The organism is Streptomyces sp. NPDC001606 (genome assembly GCF_053596835.1).
In genome coordinates this window covers 246,858-270,157 of sequence record NZ_JBSFHC010000011.1, presented here as the reverse complement: position 1 = coordinate 270,157, position 23,300 = coordinate 246,858, and the positions used below count along the sequence as shown (strand labels likewise).

The 23,300-nt window shown below is 72.4% G+C and carries 26 protein-coding genes and 3 tRNA genes; 20 read left to right on the top strand and 9 right to left on the bottom strand.

The window, feature by feature from the left end; genetic code table 11:
- The 4 genes from ACWCV9_RS21835 to ACWCV9_RS21820 all read right to left on the bottom strand — a co-directional run.
- Positions 1–182, bottom strand: a 182-nt coding sequence (locus ACWCV9_RS21835) for a hypothetical protein (protein WP_385843308.1), incomplete at its 3' end; no start/stop codon positions are given.
- A 299-nt stretch (positions 183–481) separates the two neighbouring features.
- A complete protein-coding gene (locus ACWCV9_RS21830) occupies positions 482–1,162 on the bottom strand; it encodes a LuxR C-terminal-related transcriptional regulator (RefSeq protein ID WP_450788767.1) in 681 nt (226 codons plus the stop codon).
- Positions 1,163–1,279: 117 nt separating this feature from the next.
- On the bottom strand, positions 1,280–2,665 hold the full coding sequence (locus ACWCV9_RS21825; protein ID WP_450788751.1) for a sensor histidine kinase: 1,386 nt from the start codon (positions 2,663–2,665) through the stop codon (positions 1,280–1,282).
- A gap of 137 nt (positions 2,666–2,802) precedes the next feature.
- Positions 2,803–3,993: a sensor histidine kinase gene (locus ACWCV9_RS21820; protein ID WP_450788749.1), complete on the bottom strand. Its 1,191-nt coding sequence runs from the start codon at positions 3,991–3,993 to the stop codon at positions 2,803–2,805.
- Between the two features lie 275 nt (positions 3,994–4,268).
- On the opposite strand from ACWCV9_RS21820, the gene ACWCV9_RS21815 reads away from it, so the two are divergent.
- From ACWCV9_RS21815 to ACWCV9_RS21760, 12 genes are all read left to right on the top strand, one after another.
- A complete protein-coding gene (locus ACWCV9_RS21815; RefSeq protein WP_450788748.1) occupies positions 4,269–4,688 on the top strand; it encodes an NADH-quinone oxidoreductase subunit A in 420 nt (139 codons plus the stop codon).
- Complete coding sequence (locus ACWCV9_RS21810; protein ID WP_450788746.1) at positions 4,679–5,272, top strand: NADH-quinone oxidoreductase subunit B; 594 nt, start codon at positions 4,679–4,681, stop codon at positions 5,270–5,272. Before ACWCV9_RS21815 ends, ACWCV9_RS21810 begins: the two co-directional genes overlap by 10 nt.
- Positions 5,269–6,582 (top strand): NADH-quinone oxidoreductase subunit C, encoded by a 1,314-nt coding sequence (locus tag ACWCV9_RS21805; protein WP_450788744.1) that lies wholly within the window; start codon positions 5,269–5,271, stop codon positions 6,580–6,582. Before ACWCV9_RS21810 ends, ACWCV9_RS21805 begins: the two co-directional genes overlap by 4 nt.
- Positions 6,579–7,547, top strand: a complete 969-nt coding sequence (locus ACWCV9_RS21800; protein WP_450788742.1) for a complex I subunit 1/NuoH family protein — start codon at positions 6,579–6,581, stop codon at positions 7,545–7,547. The genes ACWCV9_RS21805 and ACWCV9_RS21800 overlap by 4 nt, the downstream gene beginning before the upstream one ends.
- 2 nt (positions 7,548–7,549) lie before the next feature.
- Positions 7,550–8,101 carry a NuoI/complex I 23 kDa subunit family protein gene (locus tag ACWCV9_RS21795; RefSeq protein WP_450788740.1) on the top strand — a complete coding sequence of 184 codons (552 nt, stop codon included), beginning with the start codon at positions 7,550–7,552 and terminating at the stop codon, positions 8,099–8,101.
- Positions 8,098–8,727 carry an NADH-quinone oxidoreductase subunit J family protein gene (locus ACWCV9_RS21790; RefSeq protein ID WP_450788739.1) on the top strand — a complete coding sequence of 210 codons (630 nt, stop codon included), beginning with the start codon at positions 8,098–8,100 and terminating at the stop codon, positions 8,725–8,727. The genes ACWCV9_RS21795 and ACWCV9_RS21790 overlap by 4 nt, the downstream gene beginning before the upstream one ends.
- Positions 8,727–9,101 carry an NADH-quinone oxidoreductase subunit NuoK gene (nuoK, locus tag ACWCV9_RS21785; protein ID WP_450788738.1) on the top strand — a complete coding sequence of 125 codons (375 nt, stop codon included), beginning with the start codon at positions 8,727–8,729 and terminating at the stop codon, positions 9,099–9,101. Before ACWCV9_RS21790 ends, nuoK begins: the two co-directional genes overlap by 1 nt.
- A complete protein-coding gene (locus tag ACWCV9_RS21780) occupies positions 9,098–11,092 on the top strand; it encodes an NADH-quinone oxidoreductase subunit 5 family protein (protein WP_450788736.1) in 1,995 nt (664 codons plus the stop codon). The genes nuoK and ACWCV9_RS21780 overlap by 4 nt, the downstream gene beginning before the upstream one ends.
- A gap of 6 nt (positions 11,093–11,098) precedes the next feature.
- A complete protein-coding gene (locus ACWCV9_RS21775; RefSeq protein WP_450788734.1) occupies positions 11,099–12,673 on the top strand; it encodes an NADH-quinone oxidoreductase subunit M in 1,575 nt (524 codons plus the stop codon).
- Positions 12,670–14,193 carry an NADH-quinone oxidoreductase subunit N gene (locus ACWCV9_RS21770; protein WP_450788733.1) on the top strand — a complete coding sequence of 508 codons (1,524 nt, stop codon included), beginning with the start codon at positions 12,670–12,672 and terminating at the stop codon, positions 14,191–14,193. The genes ACWCV9_RS21775 and ACWCV9_RS21770 overlap by 4 nt, the downstream gene beginning before the upstream one ends.
- 198 nt (positions 14,194–14,391) lie before the next feature.
- The gene (gene htpX, locus ACWCV9_RS21765; protein WP_450788732.1) at positions 14,392–15,255 is read left to right on the top strand and encodes a zinc metalloprotease HtpX; all 864 of its coding nucleotides are present in this window, start codon (positions 14,392–14,394) and stop codon (positions 15,253–15,255) included.
- Positions 15,252–15,641, top strand: coding sequence for a YccF domain-containing protein (locus ACWCV9_RS21760; protein WP_450788730.1), 390 nt, complete (start codon positions 15,252–15,254; stop codon positions 15,639–15,641). Before htpX ends, ACWCV9_RS21760 begins: the two co-directional genes overlap by 4 nt.
- Positions 15,642–15,648: 7 nt before the next feature.
- Here the strand turns inward: ACWCV9_RS21760 and ACWCV9_RS21755 are convergent, their stop codons facing one another.
- Together ACWCV9_RS21755 and ACWCV9_RS21750 are read right to left on the bottom strand one after the other, a co-directional pair.
- A complete protein-coding gene (locus ACWCV9_RS21755) occupies positions 15,649–16,902 on the bottom strand; it encodes an APC family permease (protein ID WP_450788729.1) in 1,254 nt (417 codons plus the stop codon).
- 91 nt (positions 16,903–16,993) lie between these two features.
- Entirely contained in the window at positions 16,994–17,485 is a 492-nt protein-coding gene (locus ACWCV9_RS21750; protein WP_450788727.1) for a YajQ family cyclic di-GMP-binding protein, read from the bottom strand.
- Between the two features lie 225 nt (positions 17,486–17,710).
- Between ACWCV9_RS21750 and ACWCV9_RS21745 the strand changes: the two genes are divergently transcribed.
- Positions 17,711–17,792 (top strand) — tRNA-Tyr (locus tag ACWCV9_RS21745).
- 145 nt (positions 17,793–17,937) lie between these two features.
- Here ACWCV9_RS21745 and ACWCV9_RS21740 read toward each other — a convergent pair.
- Entirely contained in the window at positions 17,938–18,510 is a 573-nt protein-coding gene (locus ACWCV9_RS21740) for a DUF4232 domain-containing protein (RefSeq protein WP_450788725.1), read from the bottom strand.
- 324 nt (positions 18,511–18,834) lie between these two features.
- Between ACWCV9_RS21740 and ACWCV9_RS21735 the strand changes: the two genes are divergently transcribed.
- Positions 18,835–19,059 (top strand): hypothetical protein, encoded by a 225-nt coding sequence (locus ACWCV9_RS21735; RefSeq protein ID WP_356940795.1) that lies wholly within the window; start codon positions 18,835–18,837, stop codon positions 19,057–19,059.
- Positions 19,060–19,100: 41 nt separating this feature from the next.
- Positions 19,101–19,313: a hypothetical protein gene (locus tag ACWCV9_RS21730; protein WP_450788723.1), complete on the top strand. Its 213-nt coding sequence runs from the start codon at positions 19,101–19,103 to the stop codon at positions 19,311–19,313.
- A 61-nt stretch (positions 19,314–19,374) separates the two neighbouring features.
- Here ACWCV9_RS21730 and ACWCV9_RS21725 read toward each other — a convergent pair whose 3' ends face one another.
- Entirely contained in the window at positions 19,375–20,031 is a 657-nt protein-coding gene (locus ACWCV9_RS21725) for an SDR family oxidoreductase (protein WP_450788721.1), read from the bottom strand.
- Between the two features lie 96 nt (positions 20,032–20,127).
- Positions 20,128–21,402, bottom strand: coding sequence for an amidohydrolase family protein (locus tag ACWCV9_RS21720; RefSeq protein ID WP_450788719.1), 1,275 nt, complete (start codon positions 21,400–21,402; stop codon positions 20,128–20,130).
- Between the two features lie 390 nt (positions 21,403–21,792).
- On the opposite strand from ACWCV9_RS21720, the gene ACWCV9_RS21715 reads away from it, so the two are divergent.
- The 5 genes from ACWCV9_RS21715 to ACWCV9_RS21695 all read left to right on the top strand — a co-directional run bounded on the left by ACWCV9_RS21715 (position 21,793) and on the right by ACWCV9_RS21695 (position 23,242).
- Positions 21,793–21,865: transfer RNA gene (locus ACWCV9_RS21715), tRNA-Thr, on the top strand.
- A 46-nt stretch (positions 21,866–21,911) separates the two neighbouring features.
- A tRNA-Met gene (locus ACWCV9_RS21710) sits at positions 21,912–21,984 on the top strand.
- Positions 21,985–22,074: 90 nt separating this feature from the next.
- Complete coding sequence (rpmG, locus tag ACWCV9_RS21705) at positions 22,075–22,239, top strand: 50S ribosomal protein L33 (protein ID WP_003948671.1); 165 nt, start codon at positions 22,075–22,077, stop codon at positions 22,237–22,239.
- Between the two features lie 114 nt (positions 22,240–22,353).
- Complete coding sequence (locus ACWCV9_RS21700; RefSeq protein ID WP_450788718.1) at positions 22,354–22,806, top strand: FAS1-like dehydratase domain-containing protein; 453 nt, start codon at positions 22,354–22,356, stop codon at positions 22,804–22,806.
- Between the two features lie 7 nt (positions 22,807–22,813).
- A complete protein-coding gene (locus ACWCV9_RS21695; RefSeq protein WP_385843332.1) occupies positions 22,814–23,242 on the top strand; it encodes a MaoC family dehydratase in 429 nt (142 codons plus the stop codon).
- Positions 23,243–23,300 lie beyond the last annotated feature (58 nt).

Sequence of the window (23,300 nt, the reverse complement as noted above, 5' to 3'; positions counted from 1 at the left end):
AAAGAAGCGGTCTCCGAGGTGAACCGGTCACCGGTGAGCTGCATACCGTCACCCGAGTCCCCCGCGAACCGGATGATCACCCGGTCCAGACGCCGCACGTCCTTCGCGCCGCCGGGCTTCCGCTGCTCTCCGACGACCGTTCCGTCGGTCTGCTCCGTTGGGCTGCTGACCTGGCTGGTCACTGAACTGGACCTCCTTCGAGGCGGCTGTCCGTGGGTGGTCGTACCACGGACCATCCCTGGATCAACCCTACGTCGGTTAGGGTCGCCTTCCCGAGCCGATCCGAAGATTAGGGCGGCGTTTCGGGATGGCCTGTCGCGCTGCTTCTCACTGTCCCTCACCGGGGGCCTGCGCCGCTGAAATTCCGATCAAGAATCCGTCGCGCGTTCCCCCGTCGTGCCCCGGCCTCGGTGGTCCGGCACGTTTCCGTGCGTCTTTCCGTGCGTCCTCTTCGGCCGAGTACCCGGGTGACGGTGAGAGTTCAGGAGTTCAGATACGTCAGAACGGCCAGAACCCGCCGGTGGTCGCCGTCGCTCGGAGCCAGCCCCAGCTTCGAGAAGATGTTACTGACGTGTTTTTCCACGGCGCCGTCGCTGACCACAAGCTGCCGGGCGATCGCCGAGTTCGTACGGCCCTCGGCCATCAGACCGAGCACCTCGCGCTCCCTCGGGGTGAGCCCCGCCAGCACGTCCTGCTTGCGGCTGCGGCCCAGCAACTGCGCGACGACCTCCGGGTCGAGCGCCGTACCGCCCTCGGCGACCCGCACCACCGCGTCCACGAACTCGCGGACCTCCGCGACCCGGTCCTTCAGCAGATAGCCCACGCCCCGGCTGGAACCGGCCAGCAGCTCGGTGGCGTAGCGCTCCTCCACGTACTGCGAGAGCACCAGCACCCCGAGTCCCGGATGCGTCCTGCGCAGCTGTACGGCGGCCCGGACGCCTTCGTCGGTGTGGGTCGGCGGCATCCGTACGTCCGCCACCACGACGTCCGGCACCTCGCCCTGCGCGTCCAGGTCGGCGATGGTCTTGAGCAGCGCCTCGGCGTCCCCGACACCGGCCACCACCTCGTGCCCGCGGTCCGTCAGCAGCCGGGTCAGGCCCTCCCTGAGCAGCACCGAGTCCTCGGCGATGACGACCCGTACCCGCACCCTGTTCTCCACGATCCCCCGTCCCCCCGCCGCCCGTGCCGGCGTCCTTCGCTGTCCGTTGCTGTCTGCGCGGGACCAGCATTCCACGGGGGCGGGGGGCGCCGCGCGGATCACACGGCGGTGCGCCAGGGCTCACAAGGCGGTGCGCCAGGGCAGTTCCGCGGTGACCCGGGTGGGGCCGCCCGCCGGGGAGTCGATCACAAGGATGCCGTCCACGGCCTTCAGCCGGCCGGCCAGCCCGGCCAGGCCCGAGCCGCCGGAGGCGTCCGCACCGCCCACCCCGTCATCGGTGACCTGGAGCATCAGCCGGTCCGCGGAGCGCCACACGTCCACCGTCGCGGACCGGGCCCCGCTGTGCTTGCTGATGTTCTGGAGCAGCTCGGAGACGGTGAAGTAGGCGATGCCCTCGATGGCCGGCGCCGGGCGGCCCGGCAGGTCCACCTCGACGGTCACCGGAATCGTGCAGCGGGCGGCGACCGAGGACAGCGCGGCGTCCAGGCCCCGGTCGGTGAGGACGGCCGGATGGATGCCCCGCGCGAGATCACGCAGCTCCTGGAGCGCGGTCTTCACCTCGCCGTGGGCCTCCTCGACCATCCGCGCCGCCGCCCGCGGGTCCTCCCGGAGCTTCTCCTTGGCCAGCCCCAGATCCATGGCGAGACCGACCAGCCGGGCCTGCGCCCCGTCGTGCAGATCCCGCTCGATGCGCCGCAGGTCGGCCGCCGCCGTGTCCACCACGACCCCCCGGTCCGACTCCAGCTCCACCACCCGCGCCGACAGCCGGGACGGTCCCAGCAGCCCGTGCACCAGCACCCGGTCCACGGTCGTCAGAGCCCGTACGAGCCACGGCGCGACCAGCGTGAACAGCAGTCCGACCAGCGCGGTCACGGTGATCTCGAAGGGGTTGTCGAGATAGATCCGGTGGTGCTCGTCGCCGTACAGCTGAAGGCCGCCCTGGCCGCCGTACATCGGGAAGGCCCAGAACCACAGCGGATAGGTCAGCAGCGACCAGCCGGTCGTCCAGAAGGTCACCGCCGCCGAGAAGGAGAACACCGCCCAGGGGAACTGCACCAGCGCGTACAGCAGCTGCCGCCAGGAGGTGCCGCTGCGCAGAACCGCGCCCACCCAGGCCGCCACGCTCCGCTTGCGCGGGCGCAGCGGCTCCGGCTCGGCCACGTCCAGCCGCAGCAGCCCGCGCGCCCGGGCCCGCTCCAGCGCGCCGAAGCCGCGGCAGCCGGCCAGCGCCGCCGCCAGCACCGGCACGCCCAGGAAGGTCACCAGCAGGCCCGCCCCGAGCGACACCATGGTCACCGCCCAGCTGAACAGGGCGATCGATACCGGCAGGCTCAGCAGGACATAGCCGAACTCGCGCCAGCTGCGCGCCTCCAGGGGGGCCCGGAGCGCGAGCGGCAGCCGGGGGCCGGAGCCGGTCCCGGCTCCGATTCCGCTTCCGGTCCGGGATCGGCTCCGTCCGAGGTCTCGGTACGGCTGTCCGTCCTCGTGCTGGTAGGTGCTGGGCATGGAATGTCGTCCCCGTCTCTCCTCGTGCGGCGGCGGTTCGGCCGTGTCCCCAGGATCGTGCGGCGCGGCGGGCCCGGGCCATGGAGACCGTCGGCGTCTCGGAAGGGGGGTTTTCCCCACCTCCCGCCCCCACTCCGCTACTCCGTGCGGTCCCGCCACGGCAGCTCCGCCGTGATCACCGTCGGGCCGCCGTCCGGTGAGTCGACCGCGAACAGGCCGTCCACCGCGCCGAGCCGGTCCGCCAGGCCCCGCATGCCGCTGCCGCCGTCCAGCCGGGCCCCGCCCCGGCCGTCGTCCCGGACCTGCATCAGCAGCCGGTCCGCGGAACGCCACACGTCCACCGACGCGGACCGGGCCCCGCTGTGCTTGCTGATGTTCTGGAGCAGCTCGGAGACGGTGAAGTAGGCGATGCCCTCGATGGCCGGGGCCGGCCGGGCGGACAGCTCCACGGTCACCCGCACCGGCACCGTGCAGCGGGCGGCGACCGAGGACAGCGCGGCGTCCAGGCCCCGGTCGGTGAGGACCGCCGGATGGATGCCCCGCGCCAGATCGCGCAGCTCCTGGAGGGCCAGCTTCACCTCGCCGTGCGCCTCCGCCACCATCTCCGCGGCGGCGTCCGGATCCTCCAGCAGCTTCTCCTTGGCCAGGCCGAGCCCCATGGCCAGGTTGACCAGGCGGGCCTGCGCCCCGTCGTGCAGATCCCGCTCGATGCGCCGCAGGTCGGCCGCCGCCGTGTCCACCACGATCCCGCGGTCCGACTCCAGCTCGGCGATCCGCCGCTCCAGCTCGTCGGAGGGCGACAACAGCCCGCGCACCATGGCCCGGTCCACGTTCGCCATCCCGCGCGCGAGGTACGGCAGCACCGGCCACAGCACGAACAGCGAGGTCAGAACCGTGCAGAAGGTGAGGACGCCCCAGGGCAGCCGGATCACGTCGTACAGGAGGGTCCGCCAGCCCACCGGGTCCTTCAGCGCCAGCCACAGCCGCTGGATCGGGCTCCCGGCCTTCGTCAGGGGCAGCGGCGTCGGCTCCTCCACGCGCACCCCGAGCAGCCACCGGGCCCGGGCCCGCTCCAGCTTGCCCAGCTGCCGGGAGCCGAGCAGAGCGAACGCGAGCAGCGGCAGGCCGATCGCCGTGATGCTGAGGATCCCGCCGGTGACCACGACCGTCACCGCGTAAATGAAGCCGCACACCGTCACCGGCAGGTTCAGCAGGAGATGCGCGATCTCCTTCCAGGTGCGCGTGTCGTAGGCGAACCGGGGCGGCGGCAGGGCGGCGGGGCCGCCGTCGGTGCGATCGGCGCCGGCGGCGGAGCGGAGAACGGTCATGCCGGTCAGCGTGCCGTGCGCCGCGTCCTTCGCGCCATGCGGTATGCCGCCCTCCGCCGGTGGGGACACCCCCACCCCGACTTCTCCCCGGGGCTTCCCCTGGGGGCTCCTCCGGCCCGCCCGGCTGTCCCACGCGGCCCGCCCGGCTGTCTCACGCCGTGACTGGCTGCTTACCGCTTCTTTATCAGGGCCTAGACTCCCGTCCGTACAGATCCCCGAATCATCGCGTCACGGGGTTCACTAAAGTCACGAGGTCAGGGAGCGAGGGACGGACGGTGCGGGAGACGTTGGGGGACTCGACGAGCGCCGCGGCGAACGTCATCGCGGCCGGCTACTTCCGGTCCTACTCGGCCGTGGGACTGCTCGCCCTCGTCGGCGTGCTGTTCGTCGCGGTCGCCTTCGGTGCCGGCCGGCTGCTGCGCCCGGTCGTGCCGACACCCGAGAAACTGCTGACCTACGAGTGCGGCGTCGACCCCGTCGGCGAGGGCTGGGCCCACACCCAGGTCCGCTACTACGTCTACGCCTTCCTGTACGTGATCTTCGCGGTCGACTCGATCTTCCTGTTCCCCTGGGCGACGGTCTTCGCCGCCCCCGGCTACGGCGCGACGACCCTCGTGGAGATGTTCGTCTTCCTCGGCTTCCTCGCCGTCGGCCTGCTGTACGCATACAAGAAGGGCGTCATGGCATGGACGTGAACCCGGATCCCGTTTACCTGCCGGAGCCCAAGCGGCTGGGCGCGCTCGCCAGGCTGGCCCCGGAGCCGATGAAGGTGGTCCTGAACTGGGGCCGCCGCTACTCGCTCTGGGTCTTCAACTTCGGCCTCGCCTGCTGCGCGATCGAGTTCATCGCCGCGTCGATGGCCCGCCACGACTTCATCCGGCTCGGTGTCATCCCGTTCGCCCCGGGTCCGCGCCAGGCCGACCTGATGGTGGTGTCCGGCACGGTGACGGACAAGATGGCCCCGGCCGTGAAGCGCCTGTACGAGCAGATGCCCGAGCCGAAGTACGTCATCTCCTTCGGCGCCTGCTCCAACTGCGGCGGCCCCTACTGGGACTCGTACTCGGTCACCAAGGGCGTCGACCAGATCATCCCGGTGGACGTGTACGTCCCCGGCTGCCCGCCCCGGCCCGAGGCGCTGCTCCAGGGCATCCTCAAGCTCCAGGAGAAGATCGCCCGCGAGTCCCTGGGCGAGCGGTACGGCACCCCCGCGGCCCGCCCCTCCGCGGCCGCCCTCCAGAGCGGCCTGGTGAAGCCGCCGGCCGGGGAGGGCGCCCGATGAGCGCGCCCGGCTGGCTGCCCGCCCCCGCCGAGGAACTCTTCGGCGCGGACGCCACGGCCGAGGAGTCGTACGAGCTGCTGACGGTCGACGTCCCGCCGTCCTCCTGGCTCACCGCCCTGGAGACCGCCCGTACGAGCCTGTCCTGCACCTACTTCGACTGGCTGAGCGCCGTCGACGAACCCGGCACGGGCTTCCGCGTCTCCGCGCACCTGGTCGCCCTGTCCCCGGTCCGCCGGCTGCTCGTCCGTACGACGGTCCCGCACACGGCGCCGGCCCTGCCGTCCGCCGTCGGCGTCTTCGCGGGCGCGGCCTGGCACGAGCGCGAGACCCACGAGATGTTCGGGGTGGTCTTCGAGGGCCACCCGAACGTCCGGGAGCATCTGCTGCTCCCCGAGAACTTCGAGGGCCACCCGCTGCGCAAGGACTTCGTCCTCGCCGCCCGGGTCGCCAAGGCCTGGCCCGGCGCCAAGGAGCCCGGCGAGTCCGACCACGGCGGCCCCAAGCGCCGCCAGATGCTGCCGCCCGGCGTCCCGGACCCGAACGAATGGGGCCCCCTCAAGGGCCAGCTGCCCCCGGCCCCGGCCCGCCCGGCCCGTCCGGCCCGCGCCGCGGGTGCGGCGGGTGCCGGACGAGCGGCGGGGGCGGCGGGTGCCGCTGGTGCGGCGGCGCGCGCGGCCGGGGAGCGTCCGGTACGGCGCACCCGTACGGCGGCGGAGGGCTCGGCGAGCCAGACGCCCGAGGGGGCTGCCGCCGGTGCCGATGTTGCCGGCACGCCGGAGGTGGCCGGTGCTGGTGCCGCTGCCCCCGCGCGTCCGCGTCGGGCGCGGACCGCGAGTCAGGGCTCGGTGAGCCAGACGGCGGCGTCCGGAGCCGAGGACGCGGCGGACCTCCAGCAGGCCGCCACCGAGGGCGACGCGACCCGGGCCGCGGCAGCGGCCCCCCAGGAGGGGCCCGCCGCCGAGGCTTCGGTCGCGCACGAGCCCGGCCCGGCACCGTCGGCCGCGCCTCCGCGCCGCGCGCGCAGCGCCTCGCAGGGCTCCGCCTCCCAGCGCAGGCAGGCGGCGGAGCCGGCCCCCGCCGAGCCCACGGAGGGGGAGGGCACCGACCGTCCCGCCCGCCGGAGCCCGGCCCCGCGCAGCTCGGACGCGCCCTGGCACCACGCCCGCCCGGCCTTCGACGAGCCGGAGCCCGGCCCTGCCGGGGACACCCCCGACCCGGCCACGGAGTCCGCCCCCGAGCCGGCCCCCGACCCGGCCACGGAGTCCGCCCCCGACCCCACCCCCGAAGATCCCGCAGGAGGCCCGCAGTGAACGGCGCGCTGGACGTCGCCCTGCGACTTCTGATCGTCTTCGTCGTCTTCCTCACCTTCCCGCTGATCGTCGGCCAGACCGAGCACAAGGTGATGGCCCATATGCAGGGCCGCCTCGGTCCGATGTACGCGGGCGGCTTCCACGGCTGGGCCCAGCTCGTCGCGGACGGCGTGAAGTTCGCGCAGAAGGAGGACGTCGTCCCGGCCGGCGCCGACCGCCGGATCTTCCAGCTCGCCCCCGCCGTGGCGCTGCTGCCGTACCTCCTCGTGCTGCTCGCCATCCCGATCGGCCCGGGCGAGGGTGCCGTCGGCCAGGTCGTCGACGCGGGCGTGTTCTTCGTGCTCGCGGTGATGGGGGTCGGCGTGCTTGGCTCCCTCATGGCCGGCTGGGCCAGCGCGAACAAGTTTTCCCTGCTGGGCGGCCTGCGCACGGCCGCCCAGCTGCTCGCCTACGAACTGCCGATGCTGCTCGCCGCCGCCTCGGTCGCGATGGCGGCGGGCACCGTCTCGCTGCCCGGCGTGCTGCACGCCTTCCACTGGTGGTGGGTGCCCTGGCAGCTCATCGGCGCCTTCGTCTTCTTCGTCGCCGGACTCGCCGAGCTGCAACGCCCGCCGTTCGACATGCCCGTGGCCGACTCGGAGATCATCTTCGGCGCCTACACCGAGTACACCGGTCTGCGCTTCGCCCTCTTCCTGCTCGCCGAGTACGCGGGGATCGTCGTCCTGTGCGGGCTGACCACCGTCCTCTTCCTGGGCGGCTGGCACGGCCCGTGGGGCGCCGACGGCCTCGGCTGGGTCTGGACCCTGCTGAAGACCGCGCTCCTCGCGTTCGTCGTCATCTGGCTCCGCGTGACCTATCCGCGGCTGCGCGAGGACCAGCTCCAGAAGCTGTCCTGGACCCTCCTCGTCCCCCTCTCCCTCGTCCAGATCGCCCTCACCGGCATCGTCAAGGTGGTGATCGGCTAACCATGGCCCCCATCCCCGGATCCGGCCTCGCCAAGGGCCTGGCCGTCACCCTGCGCACGATGACGAAGAAGACGGTCACCGAGCAGTACCCGGACACCCTGCCCGAGCTGCCGCCCCGCACCCGCGGCGTGATCGGCCTGTTCGAGGAGAACTGCACGGTCTGCATGCTGTGCGCCCGCGAGTGCCCGGACTGGTGCATCTACATCGACTCCCACAAGGAGACGGTCCCGGCCGCCACCCCGGGCGGCCGCGAGCGCAGCCGCAACGTCCTCGACCGGTTCGCGATCGACTTCTCGCTGTGCATGTACTGCGGTATCTGCATCGAGGTCTGTCCTTTCGACGCGTTGTTCTGGTCGCCGGAGTTCGAGTACGCCGAGACCGACATCCGCGAGCTGACCCATGAGCGGGACAAGCTCCGCGAGTGGATGTGGACCGTCCCGGCCCCGCCCGCCCTGGACCCCGCGGCGGAGGAGCCCAAGGAGATCGCCGCCGCCCGCAAGACCGCCGAGAAGCTGGCGGCGGCCCAGGCCGAACCCCAGGAGGGCGCCCCGTGAGCCCCGCCGCGACCGTGAGCCTCGCCGCGGCCCAGCCCGGCTTCCTGTCCCCGACCGGCGTCGAGATCGCCTTCGTCCTGGTCGGCCTGGCCACCTTCGGCGCCGCCCTCGTCACCGTGACCACCCGGCAGCTGGTGCACGCCGCCCTGTGGCTGGTGGTCGCGCTCGGCGGGCTCGCCGTGGAGTACCTGCTGCTCACGGCCGAGTTCATCGCCTGGGTGCAGGTCCTGATCTACGTCGGTTCCGTCGTCGTCCTCCTGCTGTTCGGTCTGATGCTCACCAAGGCCCCCATCGGCCGCTCCCCGGACGCCGACTCCGGCAACCGCTGGGCCGCCCTGACCGTCGCGGTGGCCGCCGCGGTCGCCCTGGTCTGGGTGGTCGTCGACGCCTTCCGCACCACCTGGATCGACCTGGACGGCCCGGCCGCGGGCAGCACCCGGGTCACCGGCGAGAGCCTGTTCCGGCACTGGGTGCTGCCCTTCGAGGCGCTGTCCGTGCTGCTCCTCGCGGCCCTGGTCGGGGCGATCGTGCTGTCCCGCAAGGCGAAGGCCGGGACGGCAGCCGGCGAGAACGGCACTGCCCCGTCCGGTGACTCCCCGTCCGGTGACCAGGAAGGCGCCCGCTGATGCACCTCGCCTACCCCGCCGTACTCTCCGCCCTCCTGTTCTGCACCGGCCTGTACGGCGTCCTCGCCCGCCGCAACGCGATCCTGGTCCTGATGTCGGTCGAGCTGATGCTCAACGCCGTCAACCTCAACCTGGTCGCCTTCGACGTCTGGCTCAGCCGGGCCGCCCGGGAGACCCTGCACTCCGGCCAGGCGCTGACCCTGTTCACCATCGCCATCGCCGCCGCCGAGATCGGCATCGGCCTGGCGATCGTGCTCGCCGTCCATCGCAACCGCGGCACCTCCGACATCGACAAGCTCCGCGACACCGCCGAGGGCCCCGACACCGAGGGTCCCGGCACCTCCGCGGCCGAGAAGGCTGAGGCCACCGCGTGACCACGACCACCCTCGCCGTCCTCGTCCCCCTTCTGCCGTTCCTGGGTGCCGCGGCGGGCCTGCTGCTCGGCCGCACCGCCCCCGGCTTCGTCCGGCCGCTCGCCGTGCTCCCGCCGCTGGTCTCGCTCGTCCTGGCCGCGCTGGTCGCCGTCCACCAGGGCGGTGGCCGGGCCGTGGACGCCCACACGGAGCTGACCCCCACCGGCTCGGTGCCGATCGAGCTGGCCCTGCACATCGACGGCTTCGCCGCGCTCGTGGCGATCCTGGTCGCCTTCGTCGCGACCTGCGTGCAGATCTACTCGACGGGCTATCTGCGCGACGACCCGCGCTACCCCTCCTATGCCGCGCTCGTCTCCCTGTTCACCTCCGCGATGCTCCTGGTCGTCTACTCCGGCGACCTGATCGTGCTGCTGGTCGGCTGGGAAGTCATGGGCATCTGCTCCTACTTCCTGGTCGGCCACTACTGGGAGACCCCCGAGGCCCGCGCCGCCTCCCTGAAGGCCTTCCTCGTCACCAAGCTCGGTGACGTGCCGTTCCTGATCGGTCTGTTCGCCCTCGGCACCGCCGCCGGCTCCTTCCGCATCACCCGGGTCCTCGGCGCCGTCGCGAGCGGCCAGCTGCACCAGCCGACGCTGATCGCGCTGCTGCTGCTCGCGGGCGTGGCCGGCAAGTCGGCGCAGTTCCCGCTGCACACCTGGCTCCCGGACGCGATGGCGGGCCCGACGCCCGTCTCCGCGCTGATCCACGCCGCGACGATGGTCGCCGCCGGTGTCTACTTCGTCGCCCGGCTCCTTCCCGTCTTCGAGGCCTCCGCGGCCGCGATGATCGTCCTCGCCGTGATGGCCGCAGTGACCATGGCCGGCTCCGGTCTCGCCGCGCTCGCCCAGGACGACATCAAGCGCGTCCTCGCCTACTCGACGATCGGCCAGCTCGGCTACATGACCGGCGCCCTCGCCGCCGGCGACCGGGGTGCCGCCGTCTTCCACCTCCTGTCCCACGGCGCCTTCAAGGCGCTGCTCTTCCTCGCGGCCGGCGTGATCATCCACGCCGCCGGCACCAACTCGCTGGCCGCCATGTCCCGCATGCACGGCCTGCGCGACCGCATCCCGGACGCCTACTGGACGATGACCGTGGCGCTGCTCGCGCTCGCCGCGATCCCTCCCTTCAGCGGCTTCTTCTCCAAGGAGTCCGTCCTCGGCGCCGCCGAGCAGGCGGCCCACGGGCACACCGCCGGGGTGCCGGGCGCCGCCGGCTGGATCGTCCTCGTCGCGGGCCTGGTCACCGCCCTGCTGACCGCCGCGTACGCCGCCCGGCTGTGGCTGCTGGCCTTCCGCGGCCGGGGCGCCGAGGCCCCGGACCACGGCCGCCAGCCGCTGACCATGACCGTCGTCCTGTGGGTCCTCGCGGTGCCCTCCCTGGCCTTCGGCGGGCTCGCCTACCGCGCGCTGCCCGACTGGTTCGACGGCCGCGACCTCACCCCGACACTGCTCACCTCCATCCTCGGCACGGGCCTCGCCCTGGTCGGCGGACTGCTCGCCTACGGCGCCTGGCAGCGGACCAGCGGGCTCGCCGCCCGCGCCCCGCTCGGCGCGGTCGCCGCCCACCCGGAGGGCGACGCGGGCCTGGTCGAGGCCGAGGCCATCGCCACCCACGAGCCGGCCTACGGCGACATCGCCTACGCCCCCGACCCGGCGGACCCCGCACGGCTGCTGCTCGGCCCGCTGCACCGGCACGCGGCCGCCGGCTTCCACCTGGACGCGGTGTACACGGCGCTGTTCGTCCGCCCGGTCCAGGCCGGGGCGAGTCTCGTCCGGTTCCTCGACCGCGAGGTCGTCGACACCTACGTCCGCGGGGGCGCCGCCCTGCCCCGGCTGCTCGGGGCCGCGGTGCGGCGCGCGCAGACCGGCAATGTGCAGACCTATGTGAGCGCGCTGCTCGCCGGCACCGTCGTCCTGGCGGTCGCCGTCGTCCTCGTCGCCACGGGAGCGTGAGCAGGCGTGATCGATATCAACGAGTCCGTGATGCAGTTCCTTCTGGCATTCGTCGTCGTCGGCCCGCTCCTCGGCGCCGCCGCCGCTCTGCTCCCCGCCCCGCCCGGGCTGAAGGGGAAGTCGCCCGACCAGGCCGTGCTGCGGCACGGTGTCACCGTGACCGGCGTGATCCTCGCCGCCGCGATCGCCCTGGCGCTCGGCTTCGACCACGACCATCCGTCGAAGATGCAGGCCACGACCGACATCAGCTGGATCCCCGCACTCGATGTGCGGATCCACCTCGGCATCGACGGCATCTCCCTCCCCCTTCTGGTCCTGACCGCGCTGCTGACCTTCCTGTGCGCGCTGTACTCCTACTTCAAGCCGCCCACGGGCCCGTCCCCGAAGGCGTTCGTCGCGCTGCTGCTCCTGCTCGAGTCCGGCACCCTCGCGACCTTCGCCGTCCTCGATCTGCTGCTGTTCTTCCTGGCGTTCGAGACGGTGCTCATCCCGATGTACTTCCTCATCGCCCGCTGGGGCGGCGAGGGGCGGACCCGGGCCGCGTGGAAGTTCATCCTCTTCACACTGCTCGGCTCTGTCGTCATGCTGCTCGGCCTGCTCCTGATCGGAATCAAGGCGGGCACCTTCGACATGGTGGCACTCGCCACTGACAACGGCCGGTCGCTGACCATGTCCGTGCAGGTCATCGCCGTTCTGGCGATCGGGATCGGGCTCGCGGTCAAGACCCCGATGTGGCCGCTGCACAGCTGGCTGCCCGACGCCCACACCGCCGCGCCGACCGTCGGCTCGGTCCTGCTGGCCGGCGTCCTGCTGAAGATGGGTACGTACGGGTTCGTCCGGATTCTGCTGCCGGTGGCGCCCGACGGCTTCCACACCTTCGCGCCGTACCTCGCGGCCTTCGCCGTGGTCGGGATCATCTACGGGTCCCTGGCCTGTCTCGCCCTGGCCAAGCGGGGCGCGAAGGGCGACCTGAAGCGGCTGATCGCCTACTCCTCCGTCGGCCACATGGGCTTCGTCCTGCTGGGCATCGCCACCATGACCCCGACCGGTGTGAACGGCGCCCTGTTCGCCAACATCGCCCACGGCCTCATCACCGGCCTCCTCTTCTTCCTGGTCGGCGCCCTCAAGGACCGCACCGGCAGCACCGACCTGGACACGCTGGCCGAGGAGTCGGGCGCCGCGCTGTACGGCAGGGCCCCGCGGCTCGGCGGGCTGCTCGCCTTCGGCGCGGTCGCCTCGCTCGGCCTCCCCGGGCTCGCCGGGTTCTGGGGCGAGATGCTGGCCCTGTTCGGCGCGTTCAAGCCCGCCGCCGACCTCAGCCGGCCCGCCTTCCTCACCTTCATGGCGATCGGCGCGTTCGGCACCCTGCTCACGGCCGCGTACATGCTGATCGTGGTCCGCCGCGTCTGCATGGGCGGCGCGGAGCGGGAGGTCCCGGCGCTCGCCGACGTCCACGGGTACGAGTTCGCGGCCTGGACCCCGCTCGTCGCCCTCACCCTCGTCGCCGGACTCTGGCCCCGGGCCCTGCTCGGCCTGACCGACCCGGCCGTGCACCAGCTCCTCGCAGGAGGCACCCGATGAGCGCCCTGGCCCAGCCGCTGGCCGCCTCGGCGGTCCAGTCCGTCGACTGGCTCGCCATCGCCCCGCCCACCGTCGCCGCCGTCGTGGCGCTCGCCGTTCTCGTCGCCGACCTGTTCCTGCCCGAGGCCCGCAAGGCCGTCCTCGGCTGGGTCTCGGTCGCCGGACTGGCCGTGGCCGCGCTGCTGTTGCTGCCCCTCCTGCACGGCGACCGCAGCACCTTCTGCACCGGCGGCCACGCGCGCGCGTGCAGCTACACCGCCGACCACTTCACGCTCGTCATCCAGTTCCTGGTCCTCGGCGGCGCCCTGCTGGCCGCCCTGCTGTCCGTCACGAACCTCGCCGACGACCGGCGCCGCGTCCCCGCGGGCGAGTTCTGGTTCCTGCTGCTGTCCTCCGCCGCCGGTGCCGCCCTGCTGCCCGCCTCCCGCGACCTGGCCACCCTGGTCGTCGCGCTGGAGGTCGCCTCCCTGCCCGCCTTCGCGCTCGTCGGCATCCGGCACGGGGACAAGCGCTCCTCCGAGGCCGCGCTGAAGTTCTTCCTGTCCTCGGTCACCGCCACCGCGGTCAGCCTGATGGGCATCAGCTTCGTCTACGCCACCACCGGCACCCTCTACCTCACCCAGGTCGCCCAGCGGCTGCCGCACGTCGACGGACAGCTGCACACCCTCGCGCAGACCGGCGTCGTCCTCACCCTGGTCGGCTTCGCCTTCAAGACGGCGGCCGTGCCCTTCCACTTCTGGGTTCCCGACACCTATGTGGGCGCGCCGCTGCCCGTCGCCGCCTATCTGTCGGTCGTCGGCAAGGCGGTCGGCTTCTCCGGGCTGATCCTGGTCACCGTCGTCGCCTTCCCGTCGTACGCCGACGTCTGGGGGCCCGCGCTCGCCGCCCTGGCCGCGCTCACCATGACCGTCGGCAACGTCGGCGCCCTGCGCCAGCAGGCCACGCGCGCGTACAGCGCCGTACGGCTGCTCGCCTGGTCCTCCGTCGGCCAGGCCGGCTACCTGCTGGTGCCGATCGCCGCCGCCGGATACGCCAGGGACCCCCACAAGGCGGTCGGCTCCACCGTCGCGTACGCCCTGATGTACGCCGCCGTGAACCTGGGTGCCTTCGCGGTCGCCGCCGTGGTGGGCCGCGGCCGCCCGCTCAACCGGATCAGCGACTACCGCGGCCTGTACGCCACCAACCCGCTGACGGCGCTGCTGCTGGCCTTCTTCCTGCTCTGCCTGGCCGGGCTGCCGCCGGGCGTCATCGGCCTGTTCGCGAAGGTCACCGTCTTCTCGGCGGCCGTCGACGCGGGCCTCGGCTGGCTCGCCGTCGTCATGGCCGTCAACGTGGTGATCGCGCTGTTCTACTACCTCCAGTGGACGGCCCTGCTGTTCCGCGCGCCCGAGGGAGAGGCCGCCCGGCACCGCGTCCCGGCCCCGCTCACGGCCGCGATCGCCCTCACCGGCGTCCTCGGCGTCGTCCTGTCCGGAGCACCCCAGCTCGTCCTGCGCTTCGCGGCCACCGGCCTGTTCTGAGCCGCCTCACCCGGACGGCCGAGCCACGGCACCGCCCGCACCAGGGAACTCGTGCCGCCCGCCTGGCGTTGACCATTGCGGGAGGGTCCACTGGAGTCGGCACCACGGCACCGGTGGGCCAAGGACACGAGCAACGCGACCCGAGCAAGCACATCCGCAGGCAGAGGGTCCCCTGCCGCACCACTTGGAGGGCGTACCGTGCACCGCCGGCACAACGGGCTCAGGACCGCAGTCCTCCTCGGGGGACTGTCGGCGCTCATCATCGTCATCGGCAGCTTCTTCGGACGCGCCGGACTGATCGTCGCGGTCCTCATCGCCCTCGGCACGAACGCGTACGCGTACTGGAACAGCGACAAGCTGGCGCTCCGCGCGATGCGCGCCCGCCCGGTCAGCGAGTTCGAGGCGCCGGCGCTCTACCGGATGGTGCGCGAGCTGTCCACGCAGGCCCGCCAGCCCATGCCCCGGCTGTACATCTCCCCGACGGAGGCGCCCAACGCCTTCGCGACCGGCCGCAACCCGCGCAACGCGGCCGTGTGCTGCACCGAGGGCATCCTGCGCCTGCTGGACGAGCGCGAGCTGCGCGGCGTCATCGGCCACGAGCTGAGCCATGTCTACAACCGCGACATCCTCATCTCCTCGGTTGCCGGGGCCCTCGCCTCGGTGATCATGTTCCTGGTGAACTTCGCCTGGCTCATCCCGGTCGGCCGCTCGGACGACGACGACGGCCCCGGCCTGCTCGGCATGCTCCTGATCATGATCCTCGGCCCGATCGCGGCCGGCCTCATCCAGCTGGCCATCAGCCGCTCCCGCGAGTACGAGGCGGACGCCTCGGGCGCCCAGCTCACCGGCGACCCGCTCGCCCTCGCCGGTGCCCTGCGCAAACTGGAGACGGGCACCCAGCAGCTTCCGCTGCCGCCGGAGCCCCGTATCGAGACCGCGAGCCACATGATGATCGCGAACCCGTTCCGCGCGGGTCAGGGGCTGTCGAAGATGTTCTCCACGCACCCGCCGATGGCGGACCGTATCGCCCGGCTCGAGAAAATGGCAGGTCGTTACCAGTGAAGACCATCCTGAACCTCATCTGGCTCGTGCTGAGCGGCTTCTGGCTCTTCCTCGGCTATCTCCTCGCCGGTGTCCTGCTGTGCATCACGGTCATCGGCATCCCCTTCGGCATAGCCGCCTTCCGCATCGGCGTCTACGCCCTGTGGCCCTTCGGGTACACCACGGTCGAACGCCGGGACGCGGGCGCCCCGTCCTGCCTGGGCAACGTCCTGTGGCTGGTCCTGGCCGGCTGGTGGCTGGCGCTCACCCACATCGTCACCGGCATCGCCCTGTGCATCACGGTCATCGGCATCCCGTTCGGCATCGCCAACTTCAAGCTGATCCCGGTCTCGCTGCTGCCGCTGGGCCGCGAGATCGTCCGCACGGACCAGCCGTTCGCGGGCTGAGGACGCGTCAGCGCCCGCGCCGGCCCGCCCGCCAGCGCCGTACGCCGTAGGCCGCCGCACCCAGCGCCAGCACACCCGCGCCGACGGCCACCGAGACCGCCGGCAGGGCGAACGCCAGCGTGGCGCAGCCCAGCAGCCCCACCACCGGAACCGCCCGGGACGCCGGGGCCGGACTCAGCGTCCACGCGGAGGCGTTGGCGACCGCGTAGTAGGCCAGCACCCCGAAGGAGGAGAAGCCGATCGCGCCGCGCACGTCCACCGTGGCGGCCAGTACGGCGACCACCGCGCCCACCGCCAGCTCCGCCCGGTACGGCACCTGGAAACGCGGATGTACGGCCGCCAGCGCGCCCGGCAGATGGCCGTCCCGGGCCATGGCGAGCGTCGTACGGGACACGCCCAGGATCAGCGCCAGCAGCGAACCCAGCGCCGCCACCGCCGCCCCGGCCCGCACCACCGGCACGAGCGCCGGCACCCCGGCCGCGCGCACCGCGTCGGCCAGCGGCGCCGACGCCTGCCCGAGCCGTCCCGCGCCGAGGACGCCGAGCACCGCGACGGCCACGCACGCGTACACCACCAGGGCGATCCCCAGGGCCAGCGGGACCGCGCGCGGGATGGTGCGCACAGGGTCCCGAACCTCCTCGCCGAGGGTCGCGATCCGCGCGTACCCGGCGAACGCGAAGAACAGCAGCCCGGCCGCCTGGAGCACCCCGCCGGCGCCGGACGACAGCCCGATGTCCAGCCGTCCCGCGTCCGCCTGCCCGGAGGCCAGGCAGACGGCCACCACGGCGGCGAGAACCGCCAGCACCACGGCCACGATCACGCGCGTCAGCCACGCAGACTTCTGGATGCCGCCGTAGTTCACGGCGGTCAGCGCGACCACGGCCGCGACCGCCACCGCGTGCGCCTGCCCCGGCCACACATAGCTGCCCACCGTGAGCGCCATGGCCGCGCAGGAGGCCGTCTTGCCGACCACGAACCCCCAGCCGGCGAGATAGCCCCAGAAGGCGCCGAGCCGTTCCCGCCCGTACACATAGGTCCCGCCGGAGGCCGGATAGCGGGCGGCGAGCCGGGCCGAGGACATCGCGTTGCAGTAGGCCACCACGGCCGCGACCGCGAGCGCGGGCAGCAGGCCCGAACCGGCCGCGTGCGCGGCCGGCCCGAAGGCGGAGAAGACCCCGGCACCGATCATCGAGCCGAGGCCGACGACGACGGCGTCGCGCAGGCCCAGGGTGCGGCGCAGGCCGTTCTCGGTCGCTGACATGGCCCGCACCCTACTGAGCGGCGCAACCGGCCGGAGCGAGAAGGGCGGCCACCCGGACCGGGGCGGCCGCCTCCCTGAACCGACGGCGTCGCTAGCGGTAGTTCACGAACTGAAGCGCGAAGTCGAAGTCCTTGCCCTTCAGCAGGGCGATCACGGTCTGGAGGTCGTCACGGCTCTTGGAGCTGACCCGCAGCTCATCGCCCTGGACCTGCGCCTTGACGCCCTTGGGGCCCTCATCGCGAATGATCTTCGCCACCTTCTTCGCGTTGTCCTGGGAGATGCCCTCCTGGAGCGACGCGAAGATCTTGTACTCCTTGCCGGAGACCTGGGGCTCGCCCGCATCCAGCGCCTTCAGCGAGATACCGCGCTTGATCAGCTTGGACTGGAAGACGTCGAGGACCGCCTTGACCCGCTCCTCGGAGTTCGCCTGCATCAGGATCTTGTCGCCTTCGGCCCAGGCGATCGAGGCGCCCACGCCCTTGAAGTCGTAGCGCTGCGAGACCTCCTTGGCGGCCTGGTTGAGGGCGTTGTCGACCTCCTGCCGCTCGACCTTCGAGACGATGTCGAAACTGGAGTCGGCCATGTCCTGTGGCTCCTTGTATCGGGGTGTGTATCGGGTGCGGTCCGGCGTGCGCGGCGGCAGTCGCCGAGCCCGGCGACATGCCGGTCCGCATCCGCACCAGCCTAGCCACCCCGCGACCCGTGAGGCGGAGATCAACCAGGTGGCGAAGCACCCCTGTGCATCGGGTATTGTTTACGTCGTTGCCGGGGAACACCGCGAAAGCGGGTTCGAATGGCAGCACAACCCGGCGGTGTGCCCGAGCGGCCAAAGGGAGCAGACTGTAAATCTGTCGGCTAAGCCTACCCAGGTTCGAATCCTGGCGCCGCCACACGGGAACGAAGGCCCCGTGACCTGCGAGAGCAGGTCACGGGGCCTTCGTCGTTGTCCGCGCTCGGAGTGTGATCACCACAGGTCGGCGACTCACCGCACCGAAGGTGCACTGGGTCGCCGACCCGCACTTATCGGCGCTGGGGTCAGGAAGGCTTGACCGACGAGACCGCGGTGGCGGTCACCTTGTTGTCACACTCGGCCCACAGCCCCCCGTCCTTCAGGCCGACCTGGTGCTTCCCGGCGTGCGGCAGCCCGATGACCATCGTCGGGTACGCCACCGGCTTCGCGCCCGACACGCAGTAGCCGTCGGCCTCCCCCTGGACCTGGACGAAGGTCAGCTTCAGCCACGCCTTGCCGTGCGGCTTGACCGTCACGGTGGTCGCCTTGCCGGTGGGGGTGACCTTGAGCGGGGCGTTACGGTCGGGGGAGCCGTTGCCGGCGCCCGCGACCGACGGGTGGCCCTTCAGGGTGCACGTCGTCCGGGAGACGTTGGTGAACTGCACGACCGCCGCCCCGACCCCGGTCCCGACGGGCCGGTGGGCGGCCTGCCAGGCGCTGACCTGAAGTGCGGAGGCCGAGCAGGCGGGCGGCGGGGTGGAAGTGCTGGTGCTCGCCGCCATGGCGGTGCCGGGCAGGATGCCGGTCACCGCCGCCGCGACGCCCGCGGCCGCCGTCGTCGCCAGAGCCGCCCTGCGAATGCCGTTGCTGTAACGCATGGTGTCGTCCCCCTGAGTGGTGTCAGTCCGCGGGCTTCGGTCGTTGGTTGTCGCCCGCGGTATGGGTGGTCGTGGTACGTGAGTCCAGACAGGGCGGGAGAGCGGCGGCGTTTCGTGCGGCGGCTGCTTGTGACAGAACGGTGACGAGAGACTGCACCTGTGCGGAGGGCCGTCAGGGCAGGCGGAAGCATTTCCAGCGTGCCACCGGCCTTCCCCGCCCGCGCGCCGAAGGCGCGCCGAGCCGCGCCGGCCGGACACCGTGCTGGGACTTTTCGCCTGACCGGCCCGGGTGCGGGGCCGGGCGGTCCGGACGATGCTGGAGCCATGGCCGGGAAACGTCCGATCATCGTGCACCTGCCCTCCCCGACCGGCGGCCGCCGGGTCCGGGTGGACGGCGAGATCCTCGGCCTGGCCCACAACGTGCGGGACCTGGTCGAGTTCCTGCGCCGGGCCGGGCTGGAGATCGAACCTGAGCAGGTGGCCGACTCGCCCCTGATCGACTGGCGCGGGGTGGGTCCGGACCGATGGGAAGCGGAGACGCGGACCTGACGGCGGTTCACCCGCGCGCGGGTACGGGGCACACTGGCGGCATGTCCTCCCGACGCCGAACCTGCCCCGTGTGCCGAAGAGACATCGCCGTCGTCGCGGGCCGCTTCGCACGGCACGACCCGCCCGGGGCACGGGAACACGCAGAACTCGTCTCCTGCGCCGGGTCCCGCCGGCAGGCGCAACTGGGCGCGGTCCAGCCGTCCTTGGACGGATACGCCGTGCCCGAATTCCCCGGACAGCTGCCGCTGTTCTGACATCTGACGCCCCGCCGGGCCGGCAGCGGGGGCCTACCCGTGCAACGGCCGACGGCCGCCCTCAGTTCCCGGCGATCGACTTCACCGCGACCGACACCGGCGTCGAGCCGCCGATCAGCTCCAGCGTCAGCCCCGCCGTCGCCGGCGTGTCCACCAGCTCCGCGAGAACGGCCGCCACATCGTCCCGGCTGACCTCGCCGCGTCCGGTGTGCGCCTCCAGCCGGACCAGGCCGGTCCCCGCCTCGTCCGTCAGCGAACCGGGGCGCAGGATCGTCCAGTCCAGGGCCTGCTGCCGGGCCACATGGGCGTCCGCCTCGCCCTTCGCCCGCAGATACACGTCGAACACGTCGTCGCCCTGGTGTGCCGGGTCCGCGCCCATGGAGGACACGATCAGGAAGCGACGCACGCCCGCGCGTACGGCCGCGTCCGCGAACAGCACCGCCGCGCCCTTGTCCACCGTCTCCTTGCGGTCCGTGCCGCTGCCCGGACCGGCGCCGGCCGCGAAGACCGCCGCGTCCGCGCCCTGGAGGTACGCCGCGACCCCCTCCACCGTGGTGGACTCCAGGTCGAGCAGGACCGGTTCGGCCCCGGCCGCCCGCAGATCGTCGCCCTGCTCCGGCTTGCGGATGATCCCCGCGGCCTCGTCCCCGCGCGCGGAGAGGAGACGCTCCAGCCGCAGCGCGATCTGACCATGACCACCAGCGATGACAATGCGCATGTTTCCGACCGTACGCCCGAATGGCCGCATTCGCCGCATGAGTTGATCGCCGTGACGGGAGGGCGCAGAAATCCCGCTCACGACCTCCCGCCCCGCCTACGACGGCTCGCCGCGGCCCTGGCGGGGGAGGCCCAGTTCTGCTGTCGTCGTCGAGTTGCAGTACTCCCGGACCGCGCTCGTGCGGGCCACCACGCGGCCCCGGTGCACCACGATCCGGCTGTAGGCCAGGGACAGGGCGCCGGCCAGGCGGTCGCCGCGGACGGCCAGCAGCTCGGCGGGGAAGCCCGCCTCCAGCCGTACGTCCGGCAGCCCCAGCGCCGCCCGCGCGGAGGCGCTCACGGCGTCGTAGGCGTCCTCGGGGCGCAGGCCGTGGGCGGAGGCGAGGAGGTAGGCCGCCTCCAGGGGGTCGGCGCGGCCGACGGGATTCGAGACATCGCGCAGGGCGCCGCTGCCGGCCGCCACCCGGACCCCGGCGGCGCGCAGCAGCCGTACCGGAGCCGTGCCCCGCCGGTCCGTGCCGGAGCAGCCGCCCTGGGGCAGGCACACCACCGTCACGCCCGCGGCCGCCAGCTGGTCCGCGACGCGCGCGGCCGCCTCGGCGGGCAGGCGCGCGAGACCGGCGCAGGGCCCGATCGTCACGCCGGGGCGCAGGCCCCCCGCCATGGCCGCGAGCCGGGACAGCCGGGCCGGGTCGGCGGCGTCCGTGTGCAGGTCGACCGGGCAGCCGTGCTCGGAGGCCACCTCCAGCACCGCCTCCACATAGCCGGTCGGATCCGGGTCCAGGTCCGGGCAGCCGCCCACCACGGAGGCGCCCATCTTCACCGCGTCCCGCAGCACCGCGAGCCCGTCGGCCCCGGCCACCCCGGTCAGCAGCCGCGGCATCGCCACCGTGGTCAGCTCCGCGAGCCCGCGCAGCGACCGCCGCGCCTGGAGGACCGCGCCCAGGGCGCCGAGCCCCTGGACGTCGCCCACCCGCACGTGCGCGCGTACCGCCGTCGCGCCGTGGCCCAGCTGGAGCAGCACGGCCTCCGTGACCCGCCGCTGGACGTCCTCGGCGGCGTACGAGACCGGGCCGGGGTGCTCGGCGGACAAGGCGGTGTCGCCGTGGGCGTGGGGTTCGGCCGGGGCGGGCAGGAGCAGGTAGCCGCTCAGATCCACGCGGGACGCGCCGGTGCGCAGCGAGCCCCGCGCGAGGCTGCCGGCCGTGCCGACCGCCTCGATGCGCCCGCTGCCCAGCCGTACATCCACCGTCCGGCCGTCGGTGAGCCGCGCCCCGCACAACAGCAGGGCGCTCTGCTCGGACGGGCCCGGGAAACCGGAGGAGCCCGACGGGTTCGACGGCGGCTGCGGCTGTGGCTGGCTGTCGGGCATCGCGCTCCAGGGTGGGGCCGGGGCTGGTTCGGGACGGCTCGGGACGGGCGGCGGCGTGAGGGGCGCGAGCCCGTGCGCCGCCCAAGATCACGCAGAGCGAGTCGAGCCTAGGGTGGAGAGCCGTGCGGGGCCCGTAGGAGCGCAATAGTCGTACCGGTGTGGTCCGCCCCAGGCGGTACACGTGTCGCCCGCGCGCGTGGCGCACACCGCCTCCGTGGACGCGGCGTACACCGCCTCTGCGGACGCCGGCTCGGGCGGTCGCGCCGCGGGATTCCGGGACGTCCGGCGCGGCGCGAGGGGCCGCCGGGAGGGCTGGTGATCGTGATGCGGGCCGGGCCGGGATACGGATTTGGGTGAACGGCTGCGGACCGTGTAATGTCTTCCTCGCTCGCCCCAATAGCTCAGTCGGCAGAGCGTCTCCATGGTAAGGAGAAGGTCAACGGTTCGATTCCGTTTTGGGGCTCTGGTGTGAGAGGTTCCCGCCGCAAGGCGGGGACTGATCTCATCAAAGCGGTGTAGCTCAGTCGGTAGAGCAAGCGGCTCATAATCGCTGTGTCACCGGTTCAAGTCCGGTCACCGCTACTGACAGTAGCCGATTGCGGGGTCGGTCCTTCAATCGGCTACTCTTTCTTGCGTTGAATCAGTCCACCCGTTCGTCTTAGGAGCACTCACGTGGCTGCCACCGACGTCCGCCCGAAGATCACGCTGGCCTGCGTGGAGTGCAAGGAGCGGAACTACATCACCAAGAAGAACCGGCGTAACAACCCGGACCGTCTTGAGATGAAGAAGCACTGCCCGCGTTGCAACGCGCACACCGCGCACCGCGAAACGCGATAAAAAGGCTCGTTCGCGAGGCCGTCCCCTTCCGAGGGGGCGGCCTCTCGGCGTTTCACCTGTCGGCTTCCGGCTAATTTGGGGCCGTCACAGCAAACATCCAGGAGGTGCCGGGCCATGGCGCTCGACCAGTCCTTTGTGGGACGGACCTACCCGCCCACCGCCCCTTACGAGGTAGGCCGGGAGAAGATCCGCGAGTTCGTCGAGGCGGTCGCCGAGACCAACCCGGTGTACACGGATCCCGAGGCCGCCAAGGCGTACGGATACCCCGATGTGATCGCCCCGCCGACCTTCGTGTTCGCCATCACGTTCCGTGCCTGCGCGCAGGTCGTGCAGGACCCGCAGCTCGGCCTGGACTACAGCCGGGTGGTGCACGGCGACCAGAAGTTCGCCTACAAGCGCCCCGTCCACGCCGGCGACCGGCTCACGGTCACCTCGACCATCGAGGCGATCAAGAGCCTCGCGGGCAACGACATCCTGGACATCCGCGGTGAGGTGTACGACGAGGCGGGCGAGCACGTCGTGACCGCCTGGACGAAGCTCGTGGCCCGCGCGGCCGGGGAGGCGTGAGGAACCGATGACGGCGAAGATCGCATACAGCGACGTCGAGGTCGGCACGGAACTGCCGGCCCAGACCTTCCCGGTGACCCGCGAGACGCTGGTGCGCTACGCGGGAGCCTCCGGGGACTTCAACCCGATCCACTGGAACGAGAAGTTCGCCAAGGAGGTGGGCCTGCCGGACGTCATCGCGCACGGCATGTTCACCATGGCCGAGGCGATCCGCGTGGTCACCGACTGGCTGGGCGACCCCGGTGCGGTCGTGGAGTACGGCGTCCGCTTCACCAAGCCCGTCGTCGTCCCGAACGACGACACGGGTGCGCTGATCGAGGTCGCCGGCAAGGTCGCGGCCAAGCTGGACGACAACACCGTGCGGGTGGACCTGGTGGCGACCAGCGCCGGCCAGAAGGTGCTCGGCATGTCCCGGGCCGTCGTACGGCTGGCCTGACGGCACCGCCGGTGGCCACGCGGGTAAGGGGCGTTCTCCATGGCGAAGCGCCCCTTAC